This is a genomic window from Microbacterium sp. 2216-1, assembly GCF_046507855.1.
Classification (GTDB): Bacteria; Actinomycetota; Actinomycetes; order Actinomycetales; family Microbacteriaceae; genus Microbacterium; species Microbacterium esteraromaticum_C.
The window spans coordinates 303,553-329,444 of record NZ_JBKFTM010000001.1; the positions used below are offsets into that span (position 1 = coordinate 303,553).

The window sequence follows — 25,892 nt, forward strand, 5'->3', positions numbered from 1 at the left end:
CGCGACCTCAGCGTCCGTCGGTTGCGGCGTCGGCCAGGTAGTCGACCATCGTCAGGTATCCCTGAGCGTGCTCATCGAAGTACCCGGCACGGCGTACGCCGTGCTCGTCGATCGAGCTCTGCGACGCGTGTCCCTGCACGGCGACTCCGACGACCACGCCGCCCTCGATACCGGGTGCCTCGCCGCCGTCGCAGTCGTAGCCGATGACTCCGGGGATGTCGCGCGGATCGACCGGGTGCTGTCCGAGGCGGCCCAACGGAGCGATGCTGTCATCCGCGCCCTCGGTGGCGTACACGACGACGTCGCCGCGTGTGATGGCGTCGCCGATGGCGATGCTCGCAGCCTGCGTGACCCCGGCGGATGCGATCGAGAAGGCCGTGCTCACGGCACTGGCGATGTTCATGGCGAACAGCTCGCCGAGCAGCGTCGATGAGTATGAGTAGGTGACCAGTGCGATGTGTGTGCGCGGGGTGCGTGCCTTGAGCCGGTCGAGGTCGACGGCCAGCCGGGCCGCGCCGATCGTGGCGTGTTTCGTGGCTAGTGTCGTCACGTGCGTGCCCGAGTCCCACCCGAACCAGGCGACGGTGGCGACGCGTCGGGGTTCGCCGCGACTCACGCACGAGCGGATGACGTCCATACAGGTGCGCTGCGCGGCGTTCGCCCAGTCCTCGAACACATCGAGCGTGGTCTCGGTGCCGTGCAGCAGATAGACGACGAGGTCGGCCTGGTCGATGTCGCCGAACGACACCACGGCGTACGGTTCGCCGTCGCTCATCCAGAACGACTGCAGTCGGGCTTGGGGATCCGCAGCGAGCACGTCCTGCACGCGGCGCAGTCGCGCCAGCGCCGTTTCCGGCAGGTCGGCGTTCGCCAGGGCGGCGCGGAACTCCTCGGTCATGCCGAGCGGGCCGTCAGTCCGATGACCTCAGCACGAAGGCATCCGTCGGCGGTTCCGGATCGAGCGACGGGCGGTACACGTCGGGCTCCAGGTAGACCACGCGGGCCGCGGGAACGGCCTCGCGGATGCGGCTCTCGATCTCGTCGATGTCGGCGGCGGCTTCGCGCACCGTCTTATCGGCGGTCAGGGCGATCTTGGCGGCGACCATCAGCTCGTCGGGGCCGAGGTACAGCGTCTTGATGTGGATGAGCTTCTGTACTTCGCGGCCGCCGGTGATCGCCTCGACGATGAGGTCGTGGTCGGTGGGCGTCGCGCCTTCGCCGATCAGCAGGCTCTTGGTCTCGAGGCCGAGCACGATCGCGATCAGGATCAGCAGCAGACCGATCATCAGGGTGCCCAGCGCATCGAACATGGTGTTGCCGGTGATCAGCGTCAGCCCGACGCCGAACAGTGCGAACGTGAGACCGATCAGCGCGCCGACGTCTTCGAGGAGGACGACGGGCAGTTCGGGGGCCTTGGAACGCCGCACGAACGAGAACCACGACTGGTCCTTCTCACGCAGGCGGTTGCTCTCGCGCACGGCGGTGCGCAGCGAGAACGACTCCAGTCCGATGGCGATGACGAGCACGGCGAGGGGCAGCCACCACCAGGTTGAATCGATCTCGTGTGGATCGATGAGCTTCTGCACACCCTCGTAGACGGCGAACAGGCCACCGAGCGAGAACAGGATGATCGATACGACGAACGCCGAGACATACCGCTCGCGTCCGTAGCCGAACGGATGCTCCTGATCGGCCTCGCGGCGAGCCCGGCGTCCGCCGCGCATCAGCAGCAGCTGGTTGCCCGAGTCGGCGACCGAGTGGATGGCCTCGGCGAGCATCGATGCGGACCCCGAAAGCGCCCAGGCGACGAACTTCGCCAGGGCGATGCCGAGGTTCGCCAGGAATGCCGCGATGATCGCCTTGCTGCCGCCGGATGCGCTCATGCTCTGAGTCTACGACGGGCTTCCTTGGAAGGCCTTCCGTAGGATGGCGGCATGGTTGATTCGCTGCCTTCGCTCGCATTTCTCGGCGCCGGTTCGATGGGAGGTGCGATCCTGCAGGGGGTGGTCGCCTCCGGCGTGCCGGTCGACGGCATCGTCGCGACGAACCGTTCGCGGCTGAAGGCGGATGCCCTCGCGGCCCTGCCCGGGGTGACGAGCATCGCCCTCGAGGAGCGTCCCGACGGGAACGCCGAGGCCGTGGCATCCGCTCGTATCGTCCTCGTCGGTGTGAAGCCGGCGATGGTTCCCGATCTGTTGCGCGAGATCGCGCCGTCGCTGCGCCCGGATGCCATCGTCGTGAGCCTCGCCGCGGGCGTCACCCTTCAGACCTTCGCCGCGGGCCTCGGCCAGCAGGCGCACATGATCCGTTCGATGCCGAACACGCCCTCCACGGTGCGCCGCGGGGTGACGGGGCTCGCCGCAGGTGCGGCGGCGACGGCCGACGACATGGCGCTCGTGCGTGCGCTGTTCGAGACCGTCGGTGCGGTGATCGAGGTCGATGAAGCGCAGATCGATGCGCTCTCGACCATCTCGGGATCGGGACCGGCATACGTGTTCCTGTTGATCGAGGCGTTCACGCAGGCGGCGATCGGCAAGGGGTTCTCCGAGGCGGATGCCCGGCTGATGGCCGAGCAGACGTTCATCGGCGCCACCGCGCTGCTGGAGGCTTCGGGTGAGGAGCCGTCTGAGCTGCGTCGTCGCGTGACCAGCCCGAAGGGCACGACCGAGCGCGCGGTGGCCGTGCTGCAGGAGGCAGAACTCGAGGGCGTGTTCGCCCGGGCGACGGATGCCGCTCTTGCCCGTGCCCGCGAACTCGCCGCCGGAGCCTGATCCCGCGGAGACAAACAAAGAGCCCGGGGTGGTGATCTCACCGCCCCGGGCTCTTCTGCGTCGCGCAGCCGGTCAGGCGCCGTAGCCGATGCGGCGCAACAGCGCCGCACGGAACTCCTCGGGGCGCTCCAGGTGCGGTGCGTGGCCGACGCCCTCCCAGGACTCCTCGATGACGTCACCGCCCGCCGCGGCGTAGGCGTCGAGCACATCGCGGGTCTGCGACACCATCTGCTGGGCGGGTGCGGCCTCCTCGCCGGGCCAGCCCGGGATGACACCGAGGGCGCCGAGGTGGTTGAGGTCGAAGAACGATGCGTCCGACACGATCGCGTCGGCGCTGCCGTGCACCCAGAGCACCGGCGGCTTGGTGTCGAGGTCGACGATTCCTGAGACATCGAAGTGCTTCGGCGTCATCGTGTTCAGCACGCCGTGGTCGCCGGCGGCGAAGCCGGGCCAGTTGTCGCTGGCGGTGCCGTCGCCCGGGTAGTTGCCCTCGGAGGTCGAGGTGGTGAGCATCGAGGCGACCCAGATGTCTTCGAGGGGTGAGGAGTAGTCAGCCGAGACGTAGCCGCTGCGGAACACGCTGCGCGGAGAGGTCTGGGCCTCGGCGCTGGTGTCGCCGTCGCGCAGGCGCTGCACGAAATCGGGGTTCGCTCCGCCGCCACCGCATCCGGCGTCGTCATCGGTGAGCCGGCTGCCGTCGCGTCGGGTGCCGCCGAAGCCGTACGGCGAGACGGGCGCCTGCAGGGTGAGGCTCAGCACCGGGTGGTCGAGGGCGTACTGCATGATCACGCCACCGCCCATCGACCAGCCGACCAGGTGGACGGCGGGAAGATCGAGCGCGGTGAGCACCGAGGCGAGGTCGTCGCTGAAGTCACGCACGCCGCGTGTCGCATCGATGGGCAGCGCCTCGCTGTCGCCGAAGCCGCGCAGGTCGACGGCGATCGGGCGCACATCGGCGGGCAGGCCCTGCATGGTCTCTTGCCAGAACAGCGCCGATGAGACGTTGCCGTGGACGAAGACGATGGTGCGGTCGGCGGGAGTCGCGGGGTCGTCGCCCGTGCGTTCCAGGATGTTCGCGCGCAGTCGCGGGGTGGTGACGGATCGGGTGGCGATGCCGTCGAGAAGGATGCTGTCGGATGCTGTCACGGTGTGCTCCTCGGGTGCGGTGCGGCAGCGTCGCCGCGCTTCCCGACTGATCCTAACGGGACGGAGCGCTCAATGTGAACTGCCTTTCATGTTTTCTGGCAGTCCCGCCGATCTCAGCGGTCGAGGCCCGCGAAGCGCTCGATGTCGCTGTTCGTCCCCGACACGATGATCAGGTCGTGGTTGGTGACGACCGTGTTCGCCTCGGCGTAGCGGAACGGCTTGCCGGGACTCTTCACGCCGACGACGGTGACGTTGTACTTGGTGCGTACACCCGACTCGTTCAGACCGACGCCGCGGATGAACTTCGGCGGGTACATCTTGGCCAGAACGAAGTCATCGTCGAAGCGGATGAAGTCGAGCATCCGCCCGCTGACGAGGTGGGCCACGCGCTCACCGGCCTCGCGCTCGGGGTAGATGACGTGGTTCGCGCCCACGCGCGCGAGAATCTTGCCGTGCGACTGCGAAACGGCCTTCGCCCAGATCTGCGGCACCTTCAGGTCGACGAGGTTCGCGGTGATCAGCACCGAGGCTTCGATGAGCGAGCCGACGGCGACGACGGCCACCTGGAAGTCCTGCGCGCCGATCTGACGCAGCGCGTCGAGGTTGCGGGCATCCGCCTGCACGGTGTGCGTCACGCGATCAGACCACTTCTGCACCAGCTCGAGGTTGTCGTCGATCGCGAGAACCTCGCGGTCGAGGCGATCGAGTTCGCCCGCGCACGCCGCGCCGAAGCGGCCCAGTCCGATCACGAGTACCGGGGCGTCGCCCCGAACCATCTCAACCAACGATCGGCCTTTCGACGGGCAGCGAGTACAGCTGCGAGCGGGAAGTCGCGGCGATCGCCGCGGCGAGAGTCACTGTACCAACGCGCCCCATGAAGATGGTGGCCGCCATCACGTACTTGGCACTGTCGGGCAGTGTCTCGGTGAGGCCGGACGAGAGCCCGACCGTGCCGAACGCCGAGATGACGTCGAAGAGCACATCGACGATCGGGGCTTTCGTGATCTGCGCGATCACGATCGTCGACAGCGCGACGATCGTGGCGCCCCAGGCGACGACGCTGAGGGCGACGCGCTGAACGTCGCTGGGGATTCGGCGGCCGAAGGCTTCGACCGACTGGCGTCCCCGGGCCTCGGACCACACGGCGATGGCGAGTACGGCCAGCGTGGTCACCTTGATTCCGCCGGCGGTGGATGCTGAACCGCCGCCGACGAACATCAGCATGGTGGCCGCGAGCATCGACGAGCCGTTCAGGTCGGCGATGTCGATCACGCTGAAGCCGCCCGAGCGCGTCATCGCCGACAGGAACAGCGCGTTCATCGTCGTCTCGGTGGCATCCATTGAGCCGAAGGTGCGCGGGTTGTTGTACTCCAGCACCAGGAAGACCGCAGCGCCGAGGAAGAACAGCAAGATTGTCGTGATGAGGGTCAGCTTGGAGTGCAGCGACCAGCGCTTGACGTGCCAGACGTGCTTGGCGAGGGTGTAGATCACGGGGAACCCGATGCTGCCGAGGAACACGCTGGTCATCAGCAGGATGAGCACCAGGTAGTCGTCGGCGAAGACCGAGACGCCGCCGGCGTTGGGCGTGAAGCCCGTGTTCGTGAACGACATGGCCGCGTAGTAAGGGGCCTCCCACAGTGCGGCGATCGGGTCGATGCCGGCCCAGATCAGCGCCGGGTACAGCAGCACGGCCACGGTGCCCTCGATCACCAGCGTCGACAGGGCGACGGTGGTCAGCAGCTGGCCGACTTCGCCCAGGCGCACGGTCTGGCTCTCATTGACCGGTCCGCCGTGGGCGCGCATCGGGTTGGTGTCGCCGGCGGCGATCAGCTTGGCCCGCAGCCCGAGCCGCTTCGAGATGACCAGGCCGAGCAGCGAGGCGAGGGTGAGGGCGCCCATTCCGCCGATGTTCACGCCGATGAAGATGACGACGTTGCCGAACGGCGACCAGTGCGTGGCCATATCGACCGTCGTCAGGCCCGTGACGCAGATGGTCGACATGGCGGTGAACAGCGCATCGCTCAGCGGGGTGATCGTTCCCGACGCCGACGAGATCGGCAGCGACAGCAGACCCGTGAACAGCAGGATCAGTGCGGCGAACACGACGATCGCGAAGCGCGACGGTGATGAGGTGATGACGTGCTTGATCCATCTGGCGGCGCCACGCAGGCCCCGCCGCGGGGTGGATGCCGACAGGATGCCCGACATCGAGCCCCCTTCTGCTGTGTGCGCTCGGCGCGCTTCGCCGGGCCCTGGTCATGGTACTCCGTGCTCGCGTGGTACTCGGTGCCCACGCCGACTACCCTGAGGGGATGACCGACATCTTCGACGTGATCGCAGACGGTACGCGACGCGACATCCTGCGGCTCCTGCTGGACGCGTCGGCCACGGGTGACGACGGGACCAGCGTGACCGGGATCGTCAGTGAGCTCGGCATCAGCCAGCCGACGGTCTCCAAGCACCTCAAGGTGCTGCGTGAGGCGCAGCTTGTCACCGTGCGAGAGGACGGCCAGCGCCGCTTCTACAGCATCTCGGTCGCGCCACTCGAGACGGTCGACGACTGGTTGGTCCCGTTCCTGGTCGATGCCTACGGCGAGCAGGCTCCCGACGTCGATGTTCCCTTCGCGCCGCTGCCGTCGGCGACCGTGCACGCCGCCGAAGCCGTTGGCCGCGCCGCGGCCTCGGCGAAGCACGTCGTCACGAACGCGTTCAAGCGTCGCTGAGCTCGTTTCACAGCAGCAACACCGGTTTACACGCGTCCCGCCCGCGCCCTATGCTGTGCATCAATAGAAAGGGGTATTGGGGATGCCCGACGTTCAAGACGTTCGATTCCTGACGGTGGCCGAGGTCGCCGAACTCATGCGCGTGTCCAAGATGACCGTGTACCGACTCGTGCACGCCGGTGAGTTGCCGGCGATCCGCTTCGGTCGCAGTTATCGCGTGCCCGAGTCCGCCGTCGTCGAGATGATGCACAAGCCCATCTCGGATGTTGGCTGAGTCGGTTTCCCGGCTGCTCCGACCGTTTGCTAGAATCGTCCGAGGCATTTTTTCCGTGCCCGTACCCGGGTGCCGACTTCATGGCACCCAACCCCTGACTTAGTGAGGTTTCCGTGGGTTCAGTCATCAAGAAGCGCCGCAAGCGCATGGCGAAGAAGAAGCACCGCAAGCTGCTTCGTAAGACTCGCCACCAGCGCCGCAACAAGAAGTAAGCGGCACGACACCAAGCGCCTCCCGATCGGGCATCGAGCCCGTCGACGGGGGCGCTTCGTGTACTGCCCGCAGGAGAAACCCATGCCATCGACCACCCTCACGCTGATCGGCAAGCCCGACTGTCACCTCTGCGACGTCGCGCACGAGATCGTCGACGCCGTCGTCGCCGAGATGCCGGATGCTGTCGCCGAGCGCATCGAGATCGTCGAGCAGTCGATAGGCGACGACCCCGCACTGTTCGAGAAGTGGTGGGAGAAGATCCCGGTGGTGCTGATCGACGGTGAACTGCACGCGCACTGGCGGGTGTCGGCGGAGCGCCTGCGCGAGGCGCTGCAGAAGAAGGCAGGAGCACAATGACCATTCGTCACGTCGTGAGCTGGAAGCTCGCCGACTCGGACGCCACCGTGCGGGCCGAACAGGCGACCGAGGTGGCCCGCCGGCTGAACGCACTGATGGGTGTGATTCCGCAGCTGCGCATGGTCTCGGCCGGCGCCAATGTCGCCTACCCGGACGTCAACTGGGACGTCACCCTGGTCGCCGACGTCGACACGCTCGACGATCTCGAGGCCTATCAGGTGCACCCGGCCCACCAGGAGGTCGGCGTGTACATCCGATCCGTCGTGGCATCCCGCGTCGCGGTGGACTTCGAGATCTGAGCAGAGGTCGCAACGCAACCGTGACCCGGAGAGCGGATTCCGCAGGGGTCATGGGGCGCTTGGCATGCCTATGATGATCCGTACCCGACCGAGGGTCCGCATGCCGAACCCCGGCGTGAAGTCTGTACCCCGTCACGAAGGAGTGGCCATGAACCACCGTCCCGTTCTTTTCAGCGCTGCCGTTCTTGCGGCCGCCACCCTCGCACTCACCGGCTGTGCCGGCGGCGATGATGCCCCCGTCGAGGAGGGCGCGCTCGAGCTGGTCACGCCGGGCACGCTGACCGTGTGCTCCGAGGTGCCCTACCCGCCCTTCGAGATGGAGGACGGCAACGGCGGCTACACCGGCTTCGACCTCGACCTGGTCGCTGCCATCGCCGAGAAGCTCGACCTCGAGGTCAGCATCCAGGACGTCGGATTCGACGGTCTGCAGTCGGGCACCACGCTGATCGCCGGCACATGCGACTTCGGCGCATCGGCGATGACCATCACCGAGGAACGCAAGACGAACCTCGACTTCGCCGACCCGTACTACGACTCGCTGCAGTCGCTGCTGGTCAAGACCGACTCGGGCATCACCGGCATCGACGACCTCGACGGTCGCAACGTCGCCGTGCAGCAGGGCACCACCGGTGAGAACTACGCCGAAGAGAACGCCACCGGCGCCGTCCTCGTGCAGTACCCCGGTGACGCCGAGATGTGGCCCGCTCTGCAGGCCGGTCAGGTCGAGGCGATCCTGCAGGACCTGCCGGTCAACATCGAGCACGTCAAGGCCGACTCCGACTACGAGGTCGTCGAGGAGTACAACACCGACGAGCAGTACGGGTTCGCCTTCGCGAAGGGTGAGCGCACCAACCTGCGCGAGGCCGTCAACGGCGCGCTGCAGGAGCTGCGCGACTCGGGCGAGTACGACACGATCTACGACAAGTACTTCTCGGCCGAGTGAGCCGTAGAGGCGAGGACGAGCAGTGGCACTGCGCAGACGTACCCGGGGTCTGATCTACCGGGGCACGATGTACGCCCTCTTCATCGCGGTGGTCGTGCTGATCATCGCGATGACCGACTGGCAGACGATCGGAAAGCAGTTCTTCAATCTTGAGGTCGCGGCGAAGCTGTTCCCCGACATCATCATCGTCGCACTGCGCAACACGATCCTGTTCACGTTGATCGCGTTCACGGGCGGGTTGCTTCTGGGCATCCTGTTCGCGTTGATGAAGTTGTCGGTGATCGCACCGTTCCGGTGGTTCGCCACCGGCTGGATCGAGCTCTTCCGTGGATTGCCGGCGCTGCTGACGATCTTCGCGATGGCGTTCATCCTGCCGATCGCGTTCGGCATCAAGCCGCCCGGAGGCCCGGTCGGCGCCGGTCTGATCGGTCTGATCCTGGTCGCCTCGGCCTACATGGCCGAGGTGATCCGCTCGGGCATCCAGGCCGTGCCGAAGGGGCAGACCGAGGCGTCGCGCTCGCTGGGCATGTCGCCGATGAAGACGATGTTCTGGGTGGTGCTGCCGCAGGGCTTCCGCATCATCATCCCGCCGCTGACGAACGAGTTCGTGCTGCTGCTGAAGGACACCTCGCTGCTCTTCATCGCCGGCACCTTCCTGTGGTCGAAGGAACTCACCACCTTCGCCCGGGACGCGAACACGACGTACGCGAACGCGACCCCGCTGATCATGGCGGCGATCCTGTACCTGATGGTGACGATTCCGCTCACGCGCTTCACCGCGTGGCTGGAGCGACGGATGGCGAGAGAACGATGAGCACCGACCTGATCGACGTCCACGCCCCCGCGATCGAGATCCGCGGGCTTCACAAGTCGTACGGCGAGAACGAGGTGCTCAAGGGCATCGACCTCACGGTGACCGGCGGCGAAGTCGTGTGCATCATCGGCCCCTCCGGGTCGGGCAAGTCGACGCTGCTGCGTTCGGTGAACCTGCTCGAAGAGCCGACGGCGGGCAAGATCCTCATCGAGGGCATCGACATCACCGATGAAGAGACCGACATCGACCGTGTGCGTCGGCGCATCGGTATGGTCTTCCAGAGCTTCAACCTCTTTCCACACATGACGGTGCTCGGCAACCTCACGCTGGCGCAGCGCCGTGTGAAGAAGCGGACGAAGGAAGAGTCCGAGAAGCTCGCGCGCGAGATGCTCGACCGCGTGGGACTCGCCGAGAAGGCCGATGCCTACCCCGGGCACCTCTCGGGCGGGCAGCAGCAGCGCGTGGCGATCGCTCGGGCGCTGTGCATGAACCCCGACATGATGCTCTTCGACGAGCCGACGTCGGCACTCGACCCCGAGCTGGTCGGTGAAGTGCTGCAGGTCATGCGCCAGCTCGCCGATGAGGGGATGACGATGCTCGTGGTCACCCACGAGATGGGCTTCGCCCGCGAGGTCGGTTCGCGCCTGATCTTCATGGACGGCGGACACGTGCTCGAACAGGGTGACCCGCGCAAGGTGCTGGCCGATCCGCAGCATCCACGCACGCAGGACTTCCTCTCACGCGTGCTCTGACGATCAGATGCCCGGCCGTGTTCACCGGCCGGGCATCTGTCGTCTACCGGGGCGGGCCCGAACGGATACCGGCGGTTGCCGGTGCCCGGATATCTTCTGAGCGTCCTACCCGCTTAGAAGATCCCGGTGTATCAGCGTGCCCTCGTGTCGTCATCCCCTGTCTCTACCCGCATTCCTCGGAGCGACGGTGCTGGCCGCCGCCGTCCTGACGCCCACCGCCGCGGCAGCGGCCGGAGGTGACGCATTCGGCGGCATCCTCCACGCGTCGACCCCGACCGCTGACATCGCGCCGCCGCCGCTGATCGTGACCGAGATCCTCGCGAACACCGCCGGCGCCGACCACTTCGAGTACGTCGAGATCCACAACACGACCGCGGATGCCATCGACCTCGCCGCCGACGGGTACGCCTTCGCCTATTCGTACAGCGACTCGACCGACCGCAGTAGCGACGTTGCGCTGACCGTCGACGAGCCGCTCGTGCTTGCAGCCGGCGAGACCGCGGTGCTGTGGCTCAGCTACACGGCAGGCACGGTGGATTCCTTCGCCCGAAGCATCGACGACTTCCGTGCGTATCACGCGGTCGACGCGGCCACTCAGGTGGTGCGCCTGACCGGTCAGCCGGGCATGGCCAACGGCGGCGACCGGGGCATCCGCGTGCTCAAGGATGACGAGCTGCTCACCTGGTCGCACTACCCGACGGGCTCGATGGGCAACGACCTCGCCGTGCACTTCCGCCTGCCCGCGGCACCCGCGGCCGCGGGCGCACCCGAGAGCATGAGCGTCTTCGGGCTGCAGGCCGAGCGCTCGCCGGGAGCTGTGCTGCCACAGGCCCTCCAGCGCCCGGCGCCACCGGTCGACCCCGAGCAGCCCCAACCCGGAACGGCGGCGAACTGGCCGCTGATGGTCACCGAGATCGCTCCCGACAACGCCGGTGTCGACGACTACGAGTACTTCGAGGTGCACAACACCACGGATCGCACCATCGACCTCGACGGCGACGGATTCTCGTTCGCGTACATCTTCGCCGACTCCGATGACCGCACCCGCGACGCTGCGCTCACCGTCGAGCCGGGAACGTCGATCGCCGCTGGCGAGACCGTTGTGTTCTGGCTGAGCTACACCACAACGACGGTGGACTCGTTCGCGCGCACAGTCGACGAGTTCCGCGCGCACTGGGGAGCCACCGCCGACACCCGCGTGGTCCGGGCAGAGGGGCAACCCGGCATGGCCAACGGCGGCGGCCGCGGTATCCGGGTGCTGCGGGGCGACCAGGCCATCAGCTGGTCGTACTACCCGACCGGGTCGACCGCCGTGGACCGCACGGCGCACTTCCGCATCCCCGCCGACCTCGACACCCTCAGCCTGCCGGTGCTGGAGCAGACCGGCACCGCGACCCCCGGCGGCATTGTCGCCGACGCGCTGACGGCACCCGAGCCCGAGCCGGAGCCGGAATTCGATCCGCAACCCGACCCGTCTCTCGTGACCTCGGCGCTGCAGGTCACCGAGCTGCTGCCCGACTCGACGAACGTCGGCGGCGCCGACGGGTTCGAGTTCATCGAGGTCTACAACGCCACCAGCGAACCGCTCGACTTCGGCGACTACACCGTCAACTACCTCTACGCGACCGACGAGTACGTCAACACGCAGACCAGCCGCTGGCCGGCGACGCCCGGCGATGTGGTGATCCCGGCCGGCGAGACGCTGGTGTTCTGGATCAAGAACGGCGCCAACGACGACCTCGACGCCGCCGCGTTCAACGCCCACTTCGGCACAGCGCTGACGATGGGCGTCGACCTGGTCGAGATCTCGGCGGGCGGCATGGCCAACTCGTCGCCGCGCGGCATCGAGATCATCACCAACACCGGGCACTCGCTGAACCGAGCGCACTACCAGCTCGGCGCCACCGACGACACGATCGCCGACCAGGGCATCCGCTATGCCACGCGCGAGGACGACCAGACCCTGCAGCGCATGCTCGGCATCGCCGCGGCGACCCCCGGCGCGGTGCAGTCAGACCAGGTGCCCGCCGGACTGATGATCCTCGCCGCCGACGGCTCGGCACCGACGATCCAGGACTGGACTGAGAACGAGATCGACCCGAACGCCGGGTTCACGCTCGACTTCACGATCACCGACGACGTTCTTCCCCGCACGGTGACGCTGATGCTCAGCAACGACGTCGACGGTGCACAGGCGCCGATCAACCTCTCCGACACCGGTTCGGGCGTCTACCGGCACGTGATCGACCCCGTCGACCTGATCGGCAAGTCGTGGGTCGAGTACGCCCTTTCGGCGAGTGACGGCACCAACGTCACTACCATCGAGACGGTGCGCGTGCCCGTGGCCGGCGCGGACATCGAGCCGCTGCGGCTGAACCTCGACGATGACGCCTTCGTGTCGGGCACGACCACGGTCGTGGCTGCCGGCGAGCAGTCGCCCGACGGCATCGCCGTCGACGGCGAACCGCTGGCCACCGAGGCAGGGCTCGAAGGCGAACCGGTGTTCGTGTTCGAGGCCGCGGATGTCGACTACTACTTCAAGAACGGCGTGCTGGTCGGCGACGAGGTGCTGCGCATCTTCGACACCGGCATCTACAACGGCTGGGAGACCATCGCCACTCCGGTGCCGCTGTCGTACATCCGCGAGGGCGACGAGCTGGTCGTCAGCGTGTGGGCCGGTACGAAGGCCGCGCCCGAGATCGACGAGTTCGAGAACAACGACGATTTCAGCATCCGCGGTCTGCGCATGATCCTGCCCGACGGGCGCACCCTCACGCCGCAGGGCTACGACGACCCCAACCACGTGCTGAAGATGGGTGACAGCGTCGGCAAGCTCGACTTCTTCGACGCCCGCTTCACGCTGCCCGCCGACGCGTTCAGCGCCGTGAGCGCACAGTGGGACACCACGCCGCGCGAGGACGGCGCGGCGACGGTCACGGCGACCGCCGGCGAGCACACCGTCGCCCGCACGGTGACGGTCGACAACACCGGTCCCGAGGTGACGACCGAGATCGTCGACGGAACCGCCTACCAGGGCGAGATCACGATCGACGCCGAGATCTCGGATGCCGGTGTCGGCGGCGTCACGGCGACCGCGACGCTCGACGGTGCCGAGATCACACTGCCGCACACGACCTCGTCGGTCGACCTGGAAGCCGGCGAGCACCGGGTGCAGATCACGGCGACGGACGCCTTGGGCAACAGCTCGGAGTACGTGTCGACCTTCATCACCTTCGACGAGCAGCCCAGCGCCGGCGCGATCGCGCCCGTCGAGGGGGCCGAGGTCGAAGCGGGCGAGATCACGCTGCAGGCCAAGGTCGAAGACCCCACCGGTGACGTGCTCGACGTCGCCTTCCTGGAGGGGCGTCGGGTCGACCTCTCGGATGGCGACATCGAGTTGCAGGCCGGCGTCGTCTCCGACGCACTCTCACTGGACCGCGAGCGGCCGCAGGAGCTCACCTCGGAACAGGTGCGGATGCTGGCGGTCGCCGACGGTCTGGCCGGCGACGCCACCACATCGACCACCGCGTTCCCGTACCAGCTGTTCGATGTCGCCGTCGGTGACGCCGCGGACGGCTCGCTGGTGCGCGCCACGTGGACGGGCACGGCGAACGCCGACGCCACCGTGGTCATGTACGCGCTCACCGCGGACGGTGCGACCTGGGCCGAGCAGACCCGGCACGTCGTGGCCGAGGCGGGGGAGTTCACCCTCGACGCGGCCGTCGACGTCACCGCGCATGCCCGGGACGGTATCGTGCGCGTGCTCGTGCAGCACTCCGAGGGCTTCGCCGGCGCTGATCACACCACGCGTGCGTCGGATGTCGCGCTGCCGCATCCGCTCGACACCCCGCGCTCGGAGTACGACTTCACCTTCGCGTGGGAGTCGGACACGCAGTACTACAACGAGGATGCCGTCGAGGGCGAGGATCGCTACCGCCACCAGCAGGCGATCCACACGTACCTGGTTGAGCAGCGCGAAGCGATGAACATCCAGTACCTGTTCCACACCGGCGACATCGTCGACGACTACGACCAGATGTACCAGTGGCGCAACGCCGACCCCGAGTACGCCAGGCTCGATGAGGTCGGCCTGCCGTACGGGGTGCTCGCGGGCAACCACGACGTCGGAAACCACTTGCTCGACTACGACAACTACGGCACCTACTTCGGTGAGGAGCGGTACGCGGGCAACCCCTGGTACGGCGGCAGCTACGAGAACAATCGCGGCCACTACGACCTGCTCTCTGCCGGCGGCATCGACTTCATCATGGTCTACATGGGGTGGGGCCCCGCCGATGCCGAGATCGCCTGGATGAACGAGGTGTTGGCGCAGTACCCCGATCGGGTGGCGGTGCTCGCGCAGCACGAGTTCATCCTGACCACGGGCGGACTCGGTGCGACACCGCAGCGCGTGCTCGACGAGGTCGTCGCGGTCAACCCGAACGTCAAGATGGTGTTCTCGGGCCACTACCACGACGCGTTCACGCGCACGGATGAGTTCGACGACGACGGTGACGGCGTCGCCGAGCGCACGGTGTACTCGATGCTCTTCGACTACCAGGGCCTTCCCGAGGGCGGACAGGGTTTCCTGCGCCTGCTGCACTTCGACACGCAGGGCGAGCGCATGATCGTGCGCACCTACTCGCCGTCGCTGGAGGACCCCGACCGCGGCGGCGCGCTCGGCAAGCACGACTCGGACCACCCGAGCCTGGCCGATGCCCCGCAGCAGTTCGAGCTGACCTTCGAGCAGCTGGGGATCACCACGGTCGAGCGGATGCTGCAGACCGACGCCTTCTCGGCAGAGATCCTCACCAGCACCGAGGTCGCCGCATTCGATGACGTCGCATCCGGATCCATCCTGTCGGCGGCCTGGCCGCTGACCGAGGTCGGGGAGCGCGGATGGTACGTGCGCACCAGCGACCCGCACGGCGCGGTGGACTACTCGCCCGTCCAGCTGTTCACGGTGATCCCGGCATCCGATGGTGGTGACGGCGGCGACGGCGGCGACGGCGGTGACGGCGGCACGGATGGTGGCGACGGCGGTGATGGTGGTGACGGCGGTGACGGTGGTGACGGCGGCACGGATGGTGGCGACGGCGGCACGGACGGCGGTGACGGCGGCACGGATGGTGGCGTCGGCGGCGGCTCCGACGGTGGCGACACCGACGGTTCGGATGCCGGCGGCAGCGTCGACGGTGGCGAGACCGACGACGGCGCCCTGGCCACGACGGGGGCCGACACCGGCGCGGTGATCGCCTGGACCCTCGGTGGCCTCCTGACCCTCGCGGCAGGCGTCGGCCTCATCCTGCGCAGACGACGCGCGGTCCGCTGAAGAACGCCGGGGCTCCCGGTCACCGGATGACGGTGACCGGGAGCCCCGGCGTTCACCTCAGAGAGTCCGCGTCGGGTCAGCCTTCTGTCTCGACGACGTCGGCGTCGGCGGCGTTGCGGCGAACCGAGTCGATCCCGTTCAGCGCGCCCGACTTCGAGGCGTAGCCTTGGCCGGTCGCGATGACCTCGCCGTTGCCGGCCTTGAGGCGGAACCGCCAATCGCCGCCCTTGTCCTGATACAACTCAAACTTGCCTGCCATCGCGCACCTGCTTTCTACGGGGTACGGAGCGGGGCGCTCCCGAGACACAAGCTAGCGGTTCGGATGCGTCGCGTGAAGGGTGCGTCGGTGGATGCCCGTGGCTCTGGCATCCTGTTGGGGATGGACATCGGCGCGTTCCTCGGTCTCGAGCAGCTCACGTGGGGCGTGCTCATCTTCATCGTCGTCGCGGCGTTCGCCGCCGGGTGGATCGACGCGGTCGTCGGTGGTGGGGGTCTGCTGCAGCTGCCGGCGCTACTGCTGGTGCCCGGCATCACTCCGGTGCAGGCCCTCGCGACCAACAAGCTCGCCTCGGTCTTCGGCACCGCGACCAGCAGCGTCACGTACTACCGGCGGGCGAAGCCCGACATCCGCACGGCGCTGCCGATGGCCGCGATCGCGCTGGTCGGGTCGTTCGGCGGTGCGGCGGTGGCGACGATCCTGCCGCCGGCCGCATTCAAACCGATCATCGTGATCGCGCTGCTCGTCGTCGCACTGTTCACCGCCTTCCGCCCGCAGCTCGGCCAGCGCACGCTACTGCGCTTTCACGGGCACCGCCACCACATCGCGGCGGGCGCGGCGGGCCTGGCCATCGGCTTCTATGACGGACTGATCGGCCCCGGCACCGGCACGTTTCTCGTGATCACCCTGGTGACGCTGCTCGGCTACGACTTCTTGCAGGCCAGCGCGAAGGCCAAGATCGTCAACCTCGCCACCAACATCGGGGCGTTGCTGCTGTTCATCCCGCACGGTGCCGTGCTGTGGGTGCTAGGCGGCATTCTCGCCGTCGCCAACGTCGCCGGCAGCTACCTGGGCTCGCGCATGGCGATCGCACGCGGCACGCGGTTCATCCGGGTGGTGTTCCTGATCGTCGTCATCGCGCTGATCGTGCGACTCGGCATCGACGTCTGGCACGAGAACGTGCTGCCCTCGCTCGCCTCACGCTGAGGCGGTCTCGGGGACTATCCCGGTGCGTATCCTCCCGCGTAGACTCCCAGTGCGGCTGGGGACCGCTAGCATGTGTCGACCGGAGGAAGGACGAAGATGTCGGAGGTCAGCAAAAAGGCGCTGGCGGGGCCCGCGGTGCTCATCATCGCCGCGCTCGCGCTCACCGGATGCTCGGGACCGGGCGACGACGGCGAGGTGACCCTCGAACTGCAGTCGGCGATGGCCGAGGACAGCCCGCGCTTTCAGTCGCTCTCCGCGCTCGCCGCAGCGTACGAGGACGAGAACCCCGGGGTCACGATCGATGTGGTTCCCCTGGCGCAGGACTACGAGGGCGACATGAAGGTGCGCATGGCGTCGGGTGACCTGCCCGACATCTGGGCGACGCACGGCTGGTCGCTGCTGCGCTACAGCGAGTTCCTCGAGCCGCTGCAGGAGCGTGCCTGGGCAGAGAACCTCAACCCCGTACTCGACGCGACCATGCGCAACGACGCCGGTGAGTTCTTCGCACTGCCGTTGACGACCGACGTCGCGGGCATCCTCTACAACCAGACCGTCCTCGACGACCATGGGATCGACCCTGCCTCGCTGGGAACGATCGACGCGTTCGACGACGCCCTCGAAAAGCTCGCCGAGGCCGGGATCGTACCCCTCTCCGCCTCGGGCAAGGACAGCTGGTTCGCCGGCAACGTGGCCGACTGGCTGGCATCCGGTTCCTTCGACGAGGCTGAGTCCGACCGGCTCGCGGGCGGCGAGTTCGTCGACAGCGGTTTCGAGGCGATGTACTCCACGCTCGCCGACTGGGCCGACGAGGGCTACTTCAACCCCGACTTCTCGGCCGCGACCAGTGACGACATCGCCACGGCGCTCGGGCAGGGCACCACGGCGTTCGTGATGATCCAGAACAGCCTCGCGCTCAGCGCCCGGCAGTTCGTCCCCGAAGCCGAGCTGGGATTCCTGCCGGTTCCCGCGATCAACGGAGACCCCGAGTACCTCATCGGCGGCGAGGGCGTCGCACTCGGCGCCTGGCGTGACGGTGAGCACAAGCAGCAGGCGCTCGACTTTCTCGACTTCCTCGCCGAGACCGAGAACATCGGCGCCTTCGCCGGCGAAGACGGCAACCCGGCAGGACTCACCGGGGTCGACGTCGACCTGGGGGAGCTCTCTGACAGCTACGAGCAGTTCTTCGCGCCCGGAGACGTGCGCATGGTGCCGTACTTCGACCGCGCGTATCTGCCCAACGGCATGTGGAACACGCTGATCACCACGACCAGCGGCGTGGTGACCGGGCAGGCGAGCGTCGACGATGCCGTCGCGCAGGTCGAGGCCGACTTCGGCACCCTGTTCGGGCAGCAGTAACCGTGCCGCGGCGCGGGCGACCGTACAGCCTCTACCCTCGGCGGTTGAACTGGCTCTACGTGCCGGCCGTGCTGCTGTTCGCGGTCTTCTCGATCTACCCGCTCATCAGCGGGATGGGGTTGTCGCTGACCAACTGGAACGGCTATAGCCCCGGCCGGGCGTTCGTGGGGTTCGACAACTACGCACGCCTGTTCAGTGACGACGTCTTCCGCACCGCGCTGATCAACACGTTCATCTACGGCGTTGGCAGCACGATCATCCAGCAGATCCTCGGGCTGGGCCTGGCTGTGGTGCTCGACCGGGTCGTGCGGGGCGCGTCGCTGCTGCGCGCGATCATCTACCTGCCGGTGATGGTCTCGCCCGTCGTGCTGGGCACGATGTACTACCTGATCTTCCGGTACAACAATGGTGCGCTGAACGACCTGCGGGCGCTGTGGGGCGCCGACCAGGTCGCCTGGCTCGCGGACGCCTCGGCAGGCGTGACGATCATCGTGATCGTGAACTCGCTGCAGTTCGTCGGCATCTCGATGGTCATCTACCTCGCAGGGCTGCAGGCGGTGCCGAACGAGTACTACGAGGCAGCCGAACTCGATGGCGCCGGGTGGTGGCAGCGTTTCCGGAACATCACCGTGCCGTTGCTGCAGCCGGCGTTCGCGACGAGCATCGTGCTCAACCTCATCGGCGGGCTCAAGCTGTTCGACGTGATCCAGGTGCTCACGGGCGGCGGCCCCGGCACGTCGACGCATTCCGTGTCGACCCTGATCGGGCAGACCTACTTCGGCAACCAGGCGGCCGGATATGCGGCATCCATGGGGGTGGTGCTGTTCGTGCTCATCGCGGCGGCGACGTTCGTGCTGAACAGCGCGCTGAACCGCAAGCGGGTGCAGCTATGAGAGAGACATCTGCGGTGAAAGAGGCATCGGCGCCGTCCCGGGTGCTCATCTACGTCGCGCTCGGGTTCGTCGCGCTCCTGCAACTGCTGCCGTTCTACTTCGGCATCACCACCGCCGCCAAGCCCAAGAGCGACCTGTCGTCGCCGTGGGCGCTGCCGAGCGACATCTACTGGCAGAACTTCACCACCGCGGTGCAGCAGGGCGGCATCCTCACCGCCATCGGCAACAGCGCGATCGTCACCGTCGTCTCGACGGTGCTGGTCTGCGTTCTCGGTGCGCTGACCGCCTACCCGCTGGCGCGGCGCATCACGCGCGGCAACCAGCTGGTCTATGCCGGCATCCTCGCGCTGATCATGATCCCGCCGCTGTCGGTGCTCGTGCCGCTGTACACACTCATGAAAGACATCGGTGCGCTGAACACGCACTGGGGCATCATCCTGGTGATGGTCACGGGCAACCTGCCCCTGGCGGTGTTCCTGTACACCGCGTTCATGCGCAGCCTGCCGGTGTCGATCGAAGAGGCCGCGGTCGTCGACGGAGCGAATGCGCTGCAGGTGCTGTTCCGCGTCGTGTTCCCGATGCTCAAGCCGGTCACGGCGACGGTCGCGATCCTCGCCGGTGTCGCCATCTGGAACGAATACGCGCTGAGCTCGTATTTCTTGCGCGACCCCGACGTGCGCACGATCGCCCCCGCTGTGGCGAGCTTCTTCGCCGCGCAGGGCAGCAATCCGGGTGCCGCGGCCGCGGCATCGCTGCTCTCAGTGGTGCCCGTGCTGCTGGCGTACCTCTTTCTGCAGCGCAGCTTCATCACGGGCATGGTCGCCGGCGCGATGAAGTAGCGCCTCGGGTACTCGACCCACTTTCGCTGACACCCCCAGAACGCGCCGAGACCCCTACGTATGGGCGTCCATACGTAGGGGTCTCGGCGGCAGGTGGGGGTGTCGGCGAGCGACGACCGCGAGGCGGGCGGATGCTACTCCGCAGCCTCCTCCTCGGGCTCGGTGTCGACGCCGGCCTCGGCGCGCTGCTCGGCCGTGATCGGCGCGGGCGCCTCGGTCAGCGGGTCGAATCCACCACCCGACTTCGGGAAGGCGATCACCTCGCGGATCGAGTCGGTCTTGGTCAGGTGCTGCATGACGCGGTCCATGCCCAGGGCGATGCCGCCGTGCGGGGGAGCGCCGAACTTGAACGCCTCGAGCAGGAAGCCGAACTTCTCGTCGGCCTCCTCTTCGCTGATGCCCATGACCTTGAACACGCGCTTCTGCACGTCTTCACGGTGGATGCGGATCGATCCGCCGCCGAGCTCCGAGCCGTTGCAGACCAGGTCGTACGCATAGGCGAGCGCCGCACCGGGATCGGTGTCGAACGTGTCGGCGAACTCGGGCTTCGGGCCGGTGAAGGCGTGGTGCACGGCGGTCCAGGCGCCGGCGCCGACGGCGACATCACCCGAGGCGACGGCATCCGAAGCGGGCTCGAACATCGGTGCGTCGACGACCCAGGTGAAGGCGAACACGTCCGGGTCGAGCAGCTCGAGGCGGCGGCCGATCTCGACGCGTGCGGCGCCCAGCAGGGCACGGCTCTCCTTGGTGGAACCGGCGGCGAAGAACGCGCAGTCGCCGGCCTTCGCGCCGACGAGCTCGGCAAGGCCGGCCTTCTCAGCATCCGACAGGTTCTTCGCGACGGGCCCGCCGAGCGTGCCGTCCTCGTTGAACAGCACGTACGCGAGGCCGCGTGCTCCGCGCTGCTTGGCCCAGTCCTGCCAGGCGTCGAGCACCTTGCGCGGCTGCGAGGCGCCGCCGGGCATCAGCACGGCGCCGACGTACTCCGACTGGAACACTCGGAACGGGGTGTCCTTGAAGTACTCGGTCGCCTCGACGAGCTCGAGGCCGAAGCGCAGGTCGGGCTTGTCGGAGCCGTACTTGGCCATCGCGTCGGCGTAGGTCATGCGGGGCAGCGGCGTCGGCACGTCGACGTCGATGGTCTTCCACATCGCGACGACGAGCGACTCCATCATCTCGATGACGTCCTCCTGGTCGACGAAGGCCATCTCGATGTCGAGCTGCGTGAACTCGGGCTGACGGTCGGCGCGGAAGTCCTCGTCGCGGTAGCAGCGCGCGATCTGGAAGTACTTCTCGACACCGCCCACCATCAGCAGCTGCTTGAACAGCTGCGGCGACTGCGGCAGGGCGTACCAGCTGCCCGGGTGCAGGCGTGCCGGCACCAGGAAGTCGCGGGCGCCCTCAGGCGTCGAACGGGTCAGCGTCGGCGTCTCGACCTCGACGAACTCGCGGGTGTGCAGTTCGTCGCGGATGGCCTTGTAGACGTCGGAACGCAGGCGCATGGCGGATGCCGGTGCAGGGCGTCGCAGGTCGAGGTAGCGGTGCTTGAGGCGTGCCTCTTCGCCGACCGGGTCGGACTCGGCCAGTCCGCTGGAGACCGGGAACGGCAGCGGGGCGGACTCGTTGAGCACGACGACGTCGGATGCGATCAGCTCCACGTCACCGGTCGGCAGGTTGGGGTTCTCGTTGCCGGCCGGGCGGCGCGAGACCTCGCCGGTCACCTGCAGCACGAACTCGCTGCGCAGCGGGTGGGCGACCTCTTCATCGCGGATGACGACCTGGGCGATTCCCGAGACGTCTCGAAGGTCGATGAACGCGACGCCTCCGTGATCGCGGCGACGATCGACCCAACCCGAGAGGGTGACGGTCTGACCGATGTGCTCGGCTCGCAGCGAGCCTGCCGTGTGGGTGCGAAGCACGGAGATTTCCTCCTGATAGGGAACGAGATGCCTGCCCAGTTTACGTGGACGGCGTGCGCACCGTGGCGGGCGCGGATGCCTTCAGTAGACTCGCGAGCACGGGCAGGTCGCCCGCCAGCAGTCCCATACGCATGGAAGGCACCCCAATGAACAAGGTGGGCTCGGTGACCGACGCGGTCGACGGCATCTACGAAGGCATCTTCTCGGGCACGACCGGTCTGATCGCGCTGGCGTTCTACGTGCTCGTGGCCGTCGCGCTGTGGAAGGTGTTCACCAAGGCCGGATACCCGGGCATCCTCGCGCTGATTCCGATCGTGAACGTGATCTTCCTGGTCAAGATCGCCGGCATGTCGGGCTGGCTCGCACTGCTGTACCTGATCCCGATCGTGGGCTTCATCTTCCACATCATCGTCTGCGTGAAGGTCGGTGACGCCTTCGGCAAGGGCGGTGTCTTCTCGTTCTTCCTGCTGTGGATGCTGCCGTTCATCGGCTACTTCATCCTCGGTTTCGGTGAGGCGAAGTACCGCAAGGCCTGAGCATGACGGCATCCCGACTGCACCTGGTCCGGCACGGCGAGGTGCACAATCCCGCGCGCGTGCTCTACGGCCGTCTTCCCGATTACCACCTGAGCGAGTCCGGGCGGCGGATGGCGCGCGCCGCCGCCGAGCACATCGCCTCGCTCGATCGCCCCGTGCGATCGTTGCGGTGCTCTCCGCTGGAGCGCACGCAGGAGTCGGCCGAGCCGTTCACCGAGCTGTTCGGGCTGGCGCCCACGCTCGATGAGCGCATCATCGAGCCGACGAACGTGTTCGAGGGGCGGCGCATGTCGCGGGCGCTGCGCGATCCGCGCAACTGGTGGCACCTGCGTCGTCCGTCGCTGCCCAGCTGGGGTGAGGCGTACAGCTCGATTGCCCAGCGGATGCAGGAGGCGATGAACGAGGCCTGGCACGGCACCGTGGAGTCCGCGACCGAGGGCGGCGACATCGTCTTCGTCTCTCATCAGGCGCCGATCTGGATCACCCACCTCTCGGTCGCGGGGTTGCCGCTGCGCCACGACCCGCGAACGAGGCGCTGCGCGCTGTCGAGCGTCACGAGCTTCGAGCGTGTGGGCGATGTGTGGCGTGAGGTCGACTATGCCGAGCCGGCGCCGAAGGGCATCGATCTCGGCGCTGTCTGAGTGCCCGTGGGTGGGGCGGTCACTGCCCGTCGCCCGCGGTCAGCTGCATGGTGATGAACGACGCGGCTCGCTGCCCCGATGCGGCCGCCGAGATCACCGACGGCATGCCGCCTGCGGTGGCGGACTGGGCGATGTCACCGGCGGCGAAGACGCCGGCGTGCGAGGTGCGGCCGACGTCGTCGATCTCGATCGCCCCGTTCGGCAGCATCCGCAGTCCGAGCTGCGCGGCGAACGGTGCGCGCTGCCGTGTGGTGCGGGGTGTCAGGAACAGCGCGGCGACGTCGACGGCGGCGCCCGCGTCGACGCGCACGCCGTCGTCGGTCTCGGACACGGCGGTGACGGGCTCGGAGTGCACGGTGACGTTCGCGTCGAGCAGACGGGAGCGGATGCCGGTATCCAGGCCGCCATCGGTGAACACGACCAGCTCGGCGGCGATCGGGCTCAGCAGCTGCGCCAGGTGCTCGATGCGGGCATCCGCGCCGAGCAGGCCGACGCGGCGGCCGACGAACTCGTGCCCATCACAGAACGGGCAGTTGAACGCGCGGCGCCCCCACAGGCCATCGAGCCCGGGGACCGGCGGCAGCTCGTCGAGCATGCCGGTCGCCAGCAGCACGACGCGTGCGCGCAGGGTGCTGCCGTCGGCGAAGACGGCCTCGTAGCCGGCATCCGCCGCTCGCACCGTCTCGACGGTGTCGTCGTGCACCGTCACGGTCGGGTAGGCGGCCAGTTGGCGACGCGCGGTCGCGCGGAACTCCGTGGGCGGGGTGCCGTCGGCCGCGAGCACGTTGTGCATGTGGCGCACGTGCTCGTTGCGGTACTGGCCCGAGTCGATGAGCGCGGTGGTGCGGCGCATGCGCCCGAGCGTGAGAGCCGCCTGCAGACCGGCGGGGCCGGCTCCGATGATGATGACGTCGTGCATTCTTCTTCCTCCTGAGGGTGCGGTGCTTGCGTTCCTCACGAGTGTGTGACTTCATGTTGACATGAAGTCAAGCGACCGGCATCCGTGGTCCATCGGCGACGTCGCCGAGCGCTTCGCCCTGCCCACCCACGTGCTGCGCCACTGGGAGTCCATGGGGTTGCTGACGCCCGCGCGCGACAGCGGCGGGCGGCGGCGCTACGGCGAGGACGACATCGTGCGCGTCGCGGTGATCCTGCGCAGCAAGGCCGCGGGCATGAGCCTCGATCAGATCGTCCACCTGCTCGAGCGCGACATGACCGGTCGTCACGAGGTGCTGCACGCCCACCTGGACGATCTCGATCGGCGAATGGCCGAGATGCGGCACTCGAAGGCGATGACCGAGCACGCCCTGCGCTGCTCCGCGCACGACATCGCAGCCTGTCCGCGCTTCCGTGCCGAGGTCTCGGACATCATCGGAGACCTGCCCCGCTGACCGCTCACACGGGGCCGCGCATGTCAGAGCGCGCATAGGAAACGTGCGTACGATTCCCAGCGTGTCATCTCGTGTTCCTTCTTCTCGTGGTGCCCGCAGCCGACGTTCTGTGAAGGTCGCGGCCGCGGCGGTCGCCGCCGCACTGGCCGTCGGCCTCAGCGCGTGCTCTGCCGATGACCCCGCCACCGAGGCGTTCCGCAACGGCGACGAGAAGGCATACACCTCGGCTGACTTCCGCACACAGGAGATTCCGCCCGCCGACCGCGACGAGCCGGTCGAGTTCGGCGGTGTCATCGAGAACGGCGAGAAGTTCTCAAGCGCTGACATCAGCGGCCAGGTCGCCGTGGTCAACTTCTGGTACGCCGGGTGCGGACCGTGCCGACTCGAGGCTCCCGATCTGGAAGCCGTCTGGCAGATGCACCAGAAGGACGACGTCGCGTTCATCGGCGTCAACATCTACGACCAGCCCGCCACAGCACTCGCCTTCGCCGAGACCTACGGCATCACCTACCCCAGCTTGATCGATGCGACCACCGGTGAGGCCAAGCTGGCCTTCGCGCAGGTCACGCCCATCCAGGCGCCTCCGACCACCCTCGTGCTCGACAAGCAAGGACGCGTCGCCGCACGCATCATCGGACCGATCGACGGCACTTCGATCCTGTCGACGATGATCAAGGACGTGCTGAAGGAGGAGGCGTGAGCCCCGAAGCCGTCATCGGCGCCGGCGCTCTCTGGCTCGCGATCCCGCTGGCGATGCTGGCCGGGCTCGTCTCCTTCGTCTCACCCTGCGTGCTACCCCTCGTGCCCGGCTACCTCGGGTTCATCGGTGGCGCCGCGGGCGCCACCACGACATCCGCAGAGGGCACGCAGACCCAGACCACGACGCGCCGGCGGATGCTGCTGGGTGTGCTGCTGTTCATCGCCGGCTTCACGGTCGTTTTCGTCGCCATCACCGCGCTGAGCGGCACCTTCGGGGCGTTCGTGTTGCAGTGGTCGGGACTGATCACGCAGATCCTCGGCGTGTTGATCATCGTCATGGGGCTGGTCTTTCTGGGCTTCTTCGGCTTCGCCCAGCGTGAGATGCGGATGCAGGTGAAGTCCAGCACCGGACTCATCGGCGCACCGCTGCTGGGTGTCGCTCTGGGCCTCAGCTGGGCGCCCTGCATGGGGCCGACCCTGACGGCGATCGTGGCGCTGTCGTTCAACATGGGCACGCCGTGGCGGGCATCCCTGCTCGGTGTCGCCTACTCGCTCGGACTGGGTATCCCGTTCCTGCTGCTTGCGCTCGGCTTCGGCTGGGCGACCCGCGCGGTCGGCTTCGTGCGCCGCCACATCCGCACCGTCAACATCATCGGCGGCGTGCTGCTGATCGTGCTCGGCGTGCTCATGGCGACCGGCATCTGGACCGAGATCATGTCGAGACTGACGGCGGTGATGGCCAGTGTCATCCTCCCCATCTGACCCGACTCCGCCCGAGAAGAAGGGACCC

General features: G+C 67.7%; 27 protein-coding genes. 19 read left to right on the forward strand and 8 right to left on the reverse strand.

Annotated elements, in window-relative coordinates; genetic code table 11:
- Positions 1–7: 7 nt before the first annotated feature.
- The gene (locus ACLD0U_RS01395) at positions 8–898 is read right to left on the reverse strand and encodes an alpha/beta hydrolase (RefSeq protein ID WP_410339612.1); all 891 of its coding nucleotides are present in this window, start codon (positions 896–898) and stop codon (positions 8–10) included.
- Between the two features lie 13 nt (positions 899–911).
- Entirely contained in the window at positions 912–1,883 is a 972-nt protein-coding gene (locus ACLD0U_RS01400; protein ID WP_410339613.1) for a cation diffusion facilitator family transporter, read from the reverse strand.
- A 51-nt stretch (positions 1,884–1,934) separates the two neighbouring features.
- Here ACLD0U_RS01400 and proC point away from each other — a divergent pair, with 51 nt between their 5' ends.
- Positions 1,935–2,771 carry a pyrroline-5-carboxylate reductase gene (gene proC, locus ACLD0U_RS01405; protein ID WP_410339614.1) on the forward strand — a complete coding sequence of 279 codons (837 nt, stop codon included), beginning with the start codon at positions 1,935–1,937 and terminating at the stop codon, positions 2,769–2,771.
- A gap of 72 nt (positions 2,772–2,843) precedes the next feature.
- Here the strand turns inward: proC and ACLD0U_RS01410 are convergent, their stop codons facing one another.
- From ACLD0U_RS01410 to ACLD0U_RS01420, 3 genes are all read right to left on the reverse strand, one after another.
- On the reverse strand, positions 2,844–3,917 hold the full coding sequence (locus ACLD0U_RS01410; RefSeq protein ID WP_410339615.1) for an alpha/beta hydrolase: 1,074 nt from the start codon (positions 3,915–3,917) through the stop codon (positions 2,844–2,846).
- Positions 3,918–4,030: 113 nt separating this feature from the next.
- A complete protein-coding gene (locus ACLD0U_RS01415; RefSeq protein ID WP_374222195.1) occupies positions 4,031–4,693 on the reverse strand; it encodes a potassium channel family protein in 663 nt (220 codons plus the stop codon).
- Between the two features lies 1 nt (position 4,694).
- The gene (locus ACLD0U_RS01420) at positions 4,695–6,125 is read right to left on the reverse strand and encodes a TrkH family potassium uptake protein (protein ID WP_206550485.1); all 1,431 of its coding nucleotides are present in this window, start codon (positions 6,123–6,125) and stop codon (positions 4,695–4,697) included.
- Positions 6,126–6,229: 104 nt separating this feature from the next.
- On the opposite strand from ACLD0U_RS01420, the gene ACLD0U_RS01425 reads away from it, so the two are divergent.
- From ACLD0U_RS01425 to ACLD0U_RS01465, 9 genes are all read left to right on the forward strand, one after another.
- Entirely contained in the window at positions 6,230–6,640 is a 411-nt protein-coding gene (locus ACLD0U_RS01425; RefSeq protein ID WP_206550484.1) for an ArsR/SmtB family transcription factor, read from the forward strand.
- Positions 6,641–6,722: 82 nt separating this feature from the next.
- A complete protein-coding gene (locus ACLD0U_RS01430; RefSeq protein WP_179409074.1) occupies positions 6,723–6,914 on the forward strand; it encodes a helix-turn-helix domain-containing protein in 192 nt (63 codons plus the stop codon).
- Between the two features lie 113 nt (positions 6,915–7,027).
- Positions 7,028–7,126: a 30S ribosomal protein bS22 gene (locus ACLD0U_RS01435; protein ID WP_003792170.1), complete on the forward strand. Its 99-nt coding sequence runs from the start codon at positions 7,028–7,030 to the stop codon at positions 7,124–7,126.
- 82 nt (positions 7,127–7,208) lie between these two features.
- Positions 7,209–7,484, forward strand: a complete 276-nt coding sequence (locus ACLD0U_RS01440) for a glutaredoxin family protein (protein ID WP_179409073.1) — start codon at positions 7,209–7,211, stop codon at positions 7,482–7,484.
- The gene (locus ACLD0U_RS01445; protein WP_410339616.1) at positions 7,481–7,783 is read left to right on the forward strand and encodes a Dabb family protein; all 303 of its coding nucleotides are present in this window, start codon (positions 7,481–7,483) and stop codon (positions 7,781–7,783) included. Before ACLD0U_RS01440 ends, ACLD0U_RS01445 begins: the two co-directional genes overlap by 4 nt.
- A gap of 148 nt (positions 7,784–7,931) precedes the next feature.
- Positions 7,932–8,726 carry a basic amino acid ABC transporter substrate-binding protein gene (locus ACLD0U_RS01450; protein ID WP_224817265.1) on the forward strand — a complete coding sequence of 265 codons (795 nt, stop codon included), beginning with the start codon at positions 7,932–7,934 and terminating at the stop codon, positions 8,724–8,726.
- A 22-nt stretch (positions 8,727–8,748) separates the two neighbouring features.
- A complete protein-coding gene (locus ACLD0U_RS01455; RefSeq protein ID WP_206820998.1) occupies positions 8,749–9,540 on the forward strand; it encodes an amino acid ABC transporter permease in 792 nt (263 codons plus the stop codon).
- Positions 9,537–10,292, forward strand: a complete 756-nt coding sequence (locus tag ACLD0U_RS01460; protein WP_179409070.1) for an amino acid ABC transporter ATP-binding protein — start codon at positions 9,537–9,539, stop codon at positions 10,290–10,292. Before ACLD0U_RS01455 ends, ACLD0U_RS01460 begins: the two co-directional genes overlap by 4 nt.
- Before the next feature lie 187 nt (positions 10,293–10,479).
- A complete protein-coding gene (locus ACLD0U_RS01465) occupies positions 10,480–15,624 on the forward strand; it encodes a metallophosphoesterase (RefSeq protein WP_410339617.1) in 5,145 nt (1,714 codons plus the stop codon).
- Positions 15,625–15,700: 76 nt separating this feature from the next.
- On the opposite strand, the gene ACLD0U_RS01470 is transcribed toward ACLD0U_RS01465, so the two are convergent.
- The gene (locus tag ACLD0U_RS01470; RefSeq protein ID WP_179409068.1) at positions 15,701–15,883 is read right to left on the reverse strand and encodes a YegP family protein; all 183 of its coding nucleotides are present in this window, start codon (positions 15,881–15,883) and stop codon (positions 15,701–15,703) included.
- Positions 15,884–16,003: 120 nt separating this feature from the next.
- Here ACLD0U_RS01470 and ACLD0U_RS01475 point away from each other — a divergent pair, with 120 nt between their 5' ends.
- From ACLD0U_RS01475 to ACLD0U_RS01490, 4 genes are all read left to right on the forward strand, one after another.
- A complete protein-coding gene (locus ACLD0U_RS01475) occupies positions 16,004–16,828 on the forward strand; it encodes a sulfite exporter TauE/SafE family protein (protein WP_410340259.1) in 825 nt (274 codons plus the stop codon).
- A 96-nt stretch (positions 16,829–16,924) separates the two neighbouring features.
- Positions 16,925–18,184, forward strand: coding sequence for an ABC transporter substrate-binding protein (locus ACLD0U_RS01480; protein ID WP_410339618.1), 1,260 nt, complete (start codon positions 16,925–16,927; stop codon positions 18,182–18,184).
- A 44-nt stretch (positions 18,185–18,228) separates the two neighbouring features.
- Entirely contained in the window at positions 18,229–19,077 is an 849-nt protein-coding gene (locus ACLD0U_RS01485; protein ID WP_206550478.1) for a carbohydrate ABC transporter permease, read from the forward strand.
- A complete protein-coding gene (locus ACLD0U_RS01490; protein WP_410339619.1) occupies positions 19,074–19,916 on the forward strand; it encodes a carbohydrate ABC transporter permease in 843 nt (280 codons plus the stop codon). Before ACLD0U_RS01485 ends, ACLD0U_RS01490 begins: the two co-directional genes overlap by 4 nt.
- Before the next feature lie 134 nt (positions 19,917–20,050).
- On the opposite strand, the gene aspS is transcribed toward ACLD0U_RS01490, so the two are convergent.
- Positions 20,051–21,835: an aspartate--tRNA ligase gene (gene aspS / locus ACLD0U_RS01495; RefSeq protein ID WP_222445250.1), complete on the reverse strand. Its 1,785-nt coding sequence runs from the start codon at positions 21,833–21,835 to the stop codon at positions 20,051–20,053.
- Between the two features lie 146 nt (positions 21,836–21,981).
- Between aspS and ACLD0U_RS01500 the strand changes: the two genes are divergently transcribed.
- Both ACLD0U_RS01500 and ACLD0U_RS01505 read left to right on the forward strand, forming a co-directional pair.
- Positions 21,982–22,371: a DUF5684 domain-containing protein gene (locus tag ACLD0U_RS01500; RefSeq protein WP_179409064.1), complete on the forward strand. Its 390-nt coding sequence runs from the start codon at positions 21,982–21,984 to the stop codon at positions 22,369–22,371.
- A gap of 2 nt (positions 22,372–22,373) precedes the next feature.
- The gene (locus tag ACLD0U_RS01505; protein WP_179409063.1) at positions 22,374–23,012 is read left to right on the forward strand and encodes a histidine phosphatase family protein; all 639 of its coding nucleotides are present in this window, start codon (positions 22,374–22,376) and stop codon (positions 23,010–23,012) included.
- A 19-nt stretch (positions 23,013–23,031) separates the two neighbouring features.
- Here ACLD0U_RS01505 and ACLD0U_RS01510 read toward each other — a convergent pair whose 3' ends face one another.
- Positions 23,032–23,931 carry an NAD(P)/FAD-dependent oxidoreductase gene (locus ACLD0U_RS01510; protein WP_410339620.1) on the reverse strand — a complete coding sequence of 300 codons (900 nt, stop codon included), beginning with the start codon at positions 23,929–23,931 and terminating at the stop codon, positions 23,032–23,034.
- Between the two features lie 61 nt (positions 23,932–23,992).
- On the opposite strand from ACLD0U_RS01510, the gene ACLD0U_RS01515 reads away from it, so the two are divergent.
- The 3 genes from ACLD0U_RS01515 (at position 23,993) to ACLD0U_RS01525 (ending at position 25,864) form a co-directional block, all read left to right on the forward strand.
- Positions 23,993–24,403, forward strand: a complete 411-nt coding sequence (locus tag ACLD0U_RS01515; RefSeq protein ID WP_410339621.1) for a MerR family transcriptional regulator — start codon at positions 23,993–23,995, stop codon at positions 24,401–24,403.
- Between the two features lie 109 nt (positions 24,404–24,512).
- Positions 24,513–25,103, forward strand: a complete 591-nt coding sequence (locus ACLD0U_RS01520) for a TlpA disulfide reductase family protein (protein ID WP_307858863.1) — start codon at positions 24,513–24,515, stop codon at positions 25,101–25,103.
- Positions 25,100–25,864: a cytochrome c biogenesis CcdA family protein gene (locus ACLD0U_RS01525; protein ID WP_179409060.1), complete on the forward strand. Its 765-nt coding sequence runs from the start codon at positions 25,100–25,102 to the stop codon at positions 25,862–25,864. Before ACLD0U_RS01520 ends, ACLD0U_RS01525 begins: the two co-directional genes overlap by 4 nt.
- The last annotated feature ends 28 nt before the right edge of the window (positions 25,865–25,892 follow it).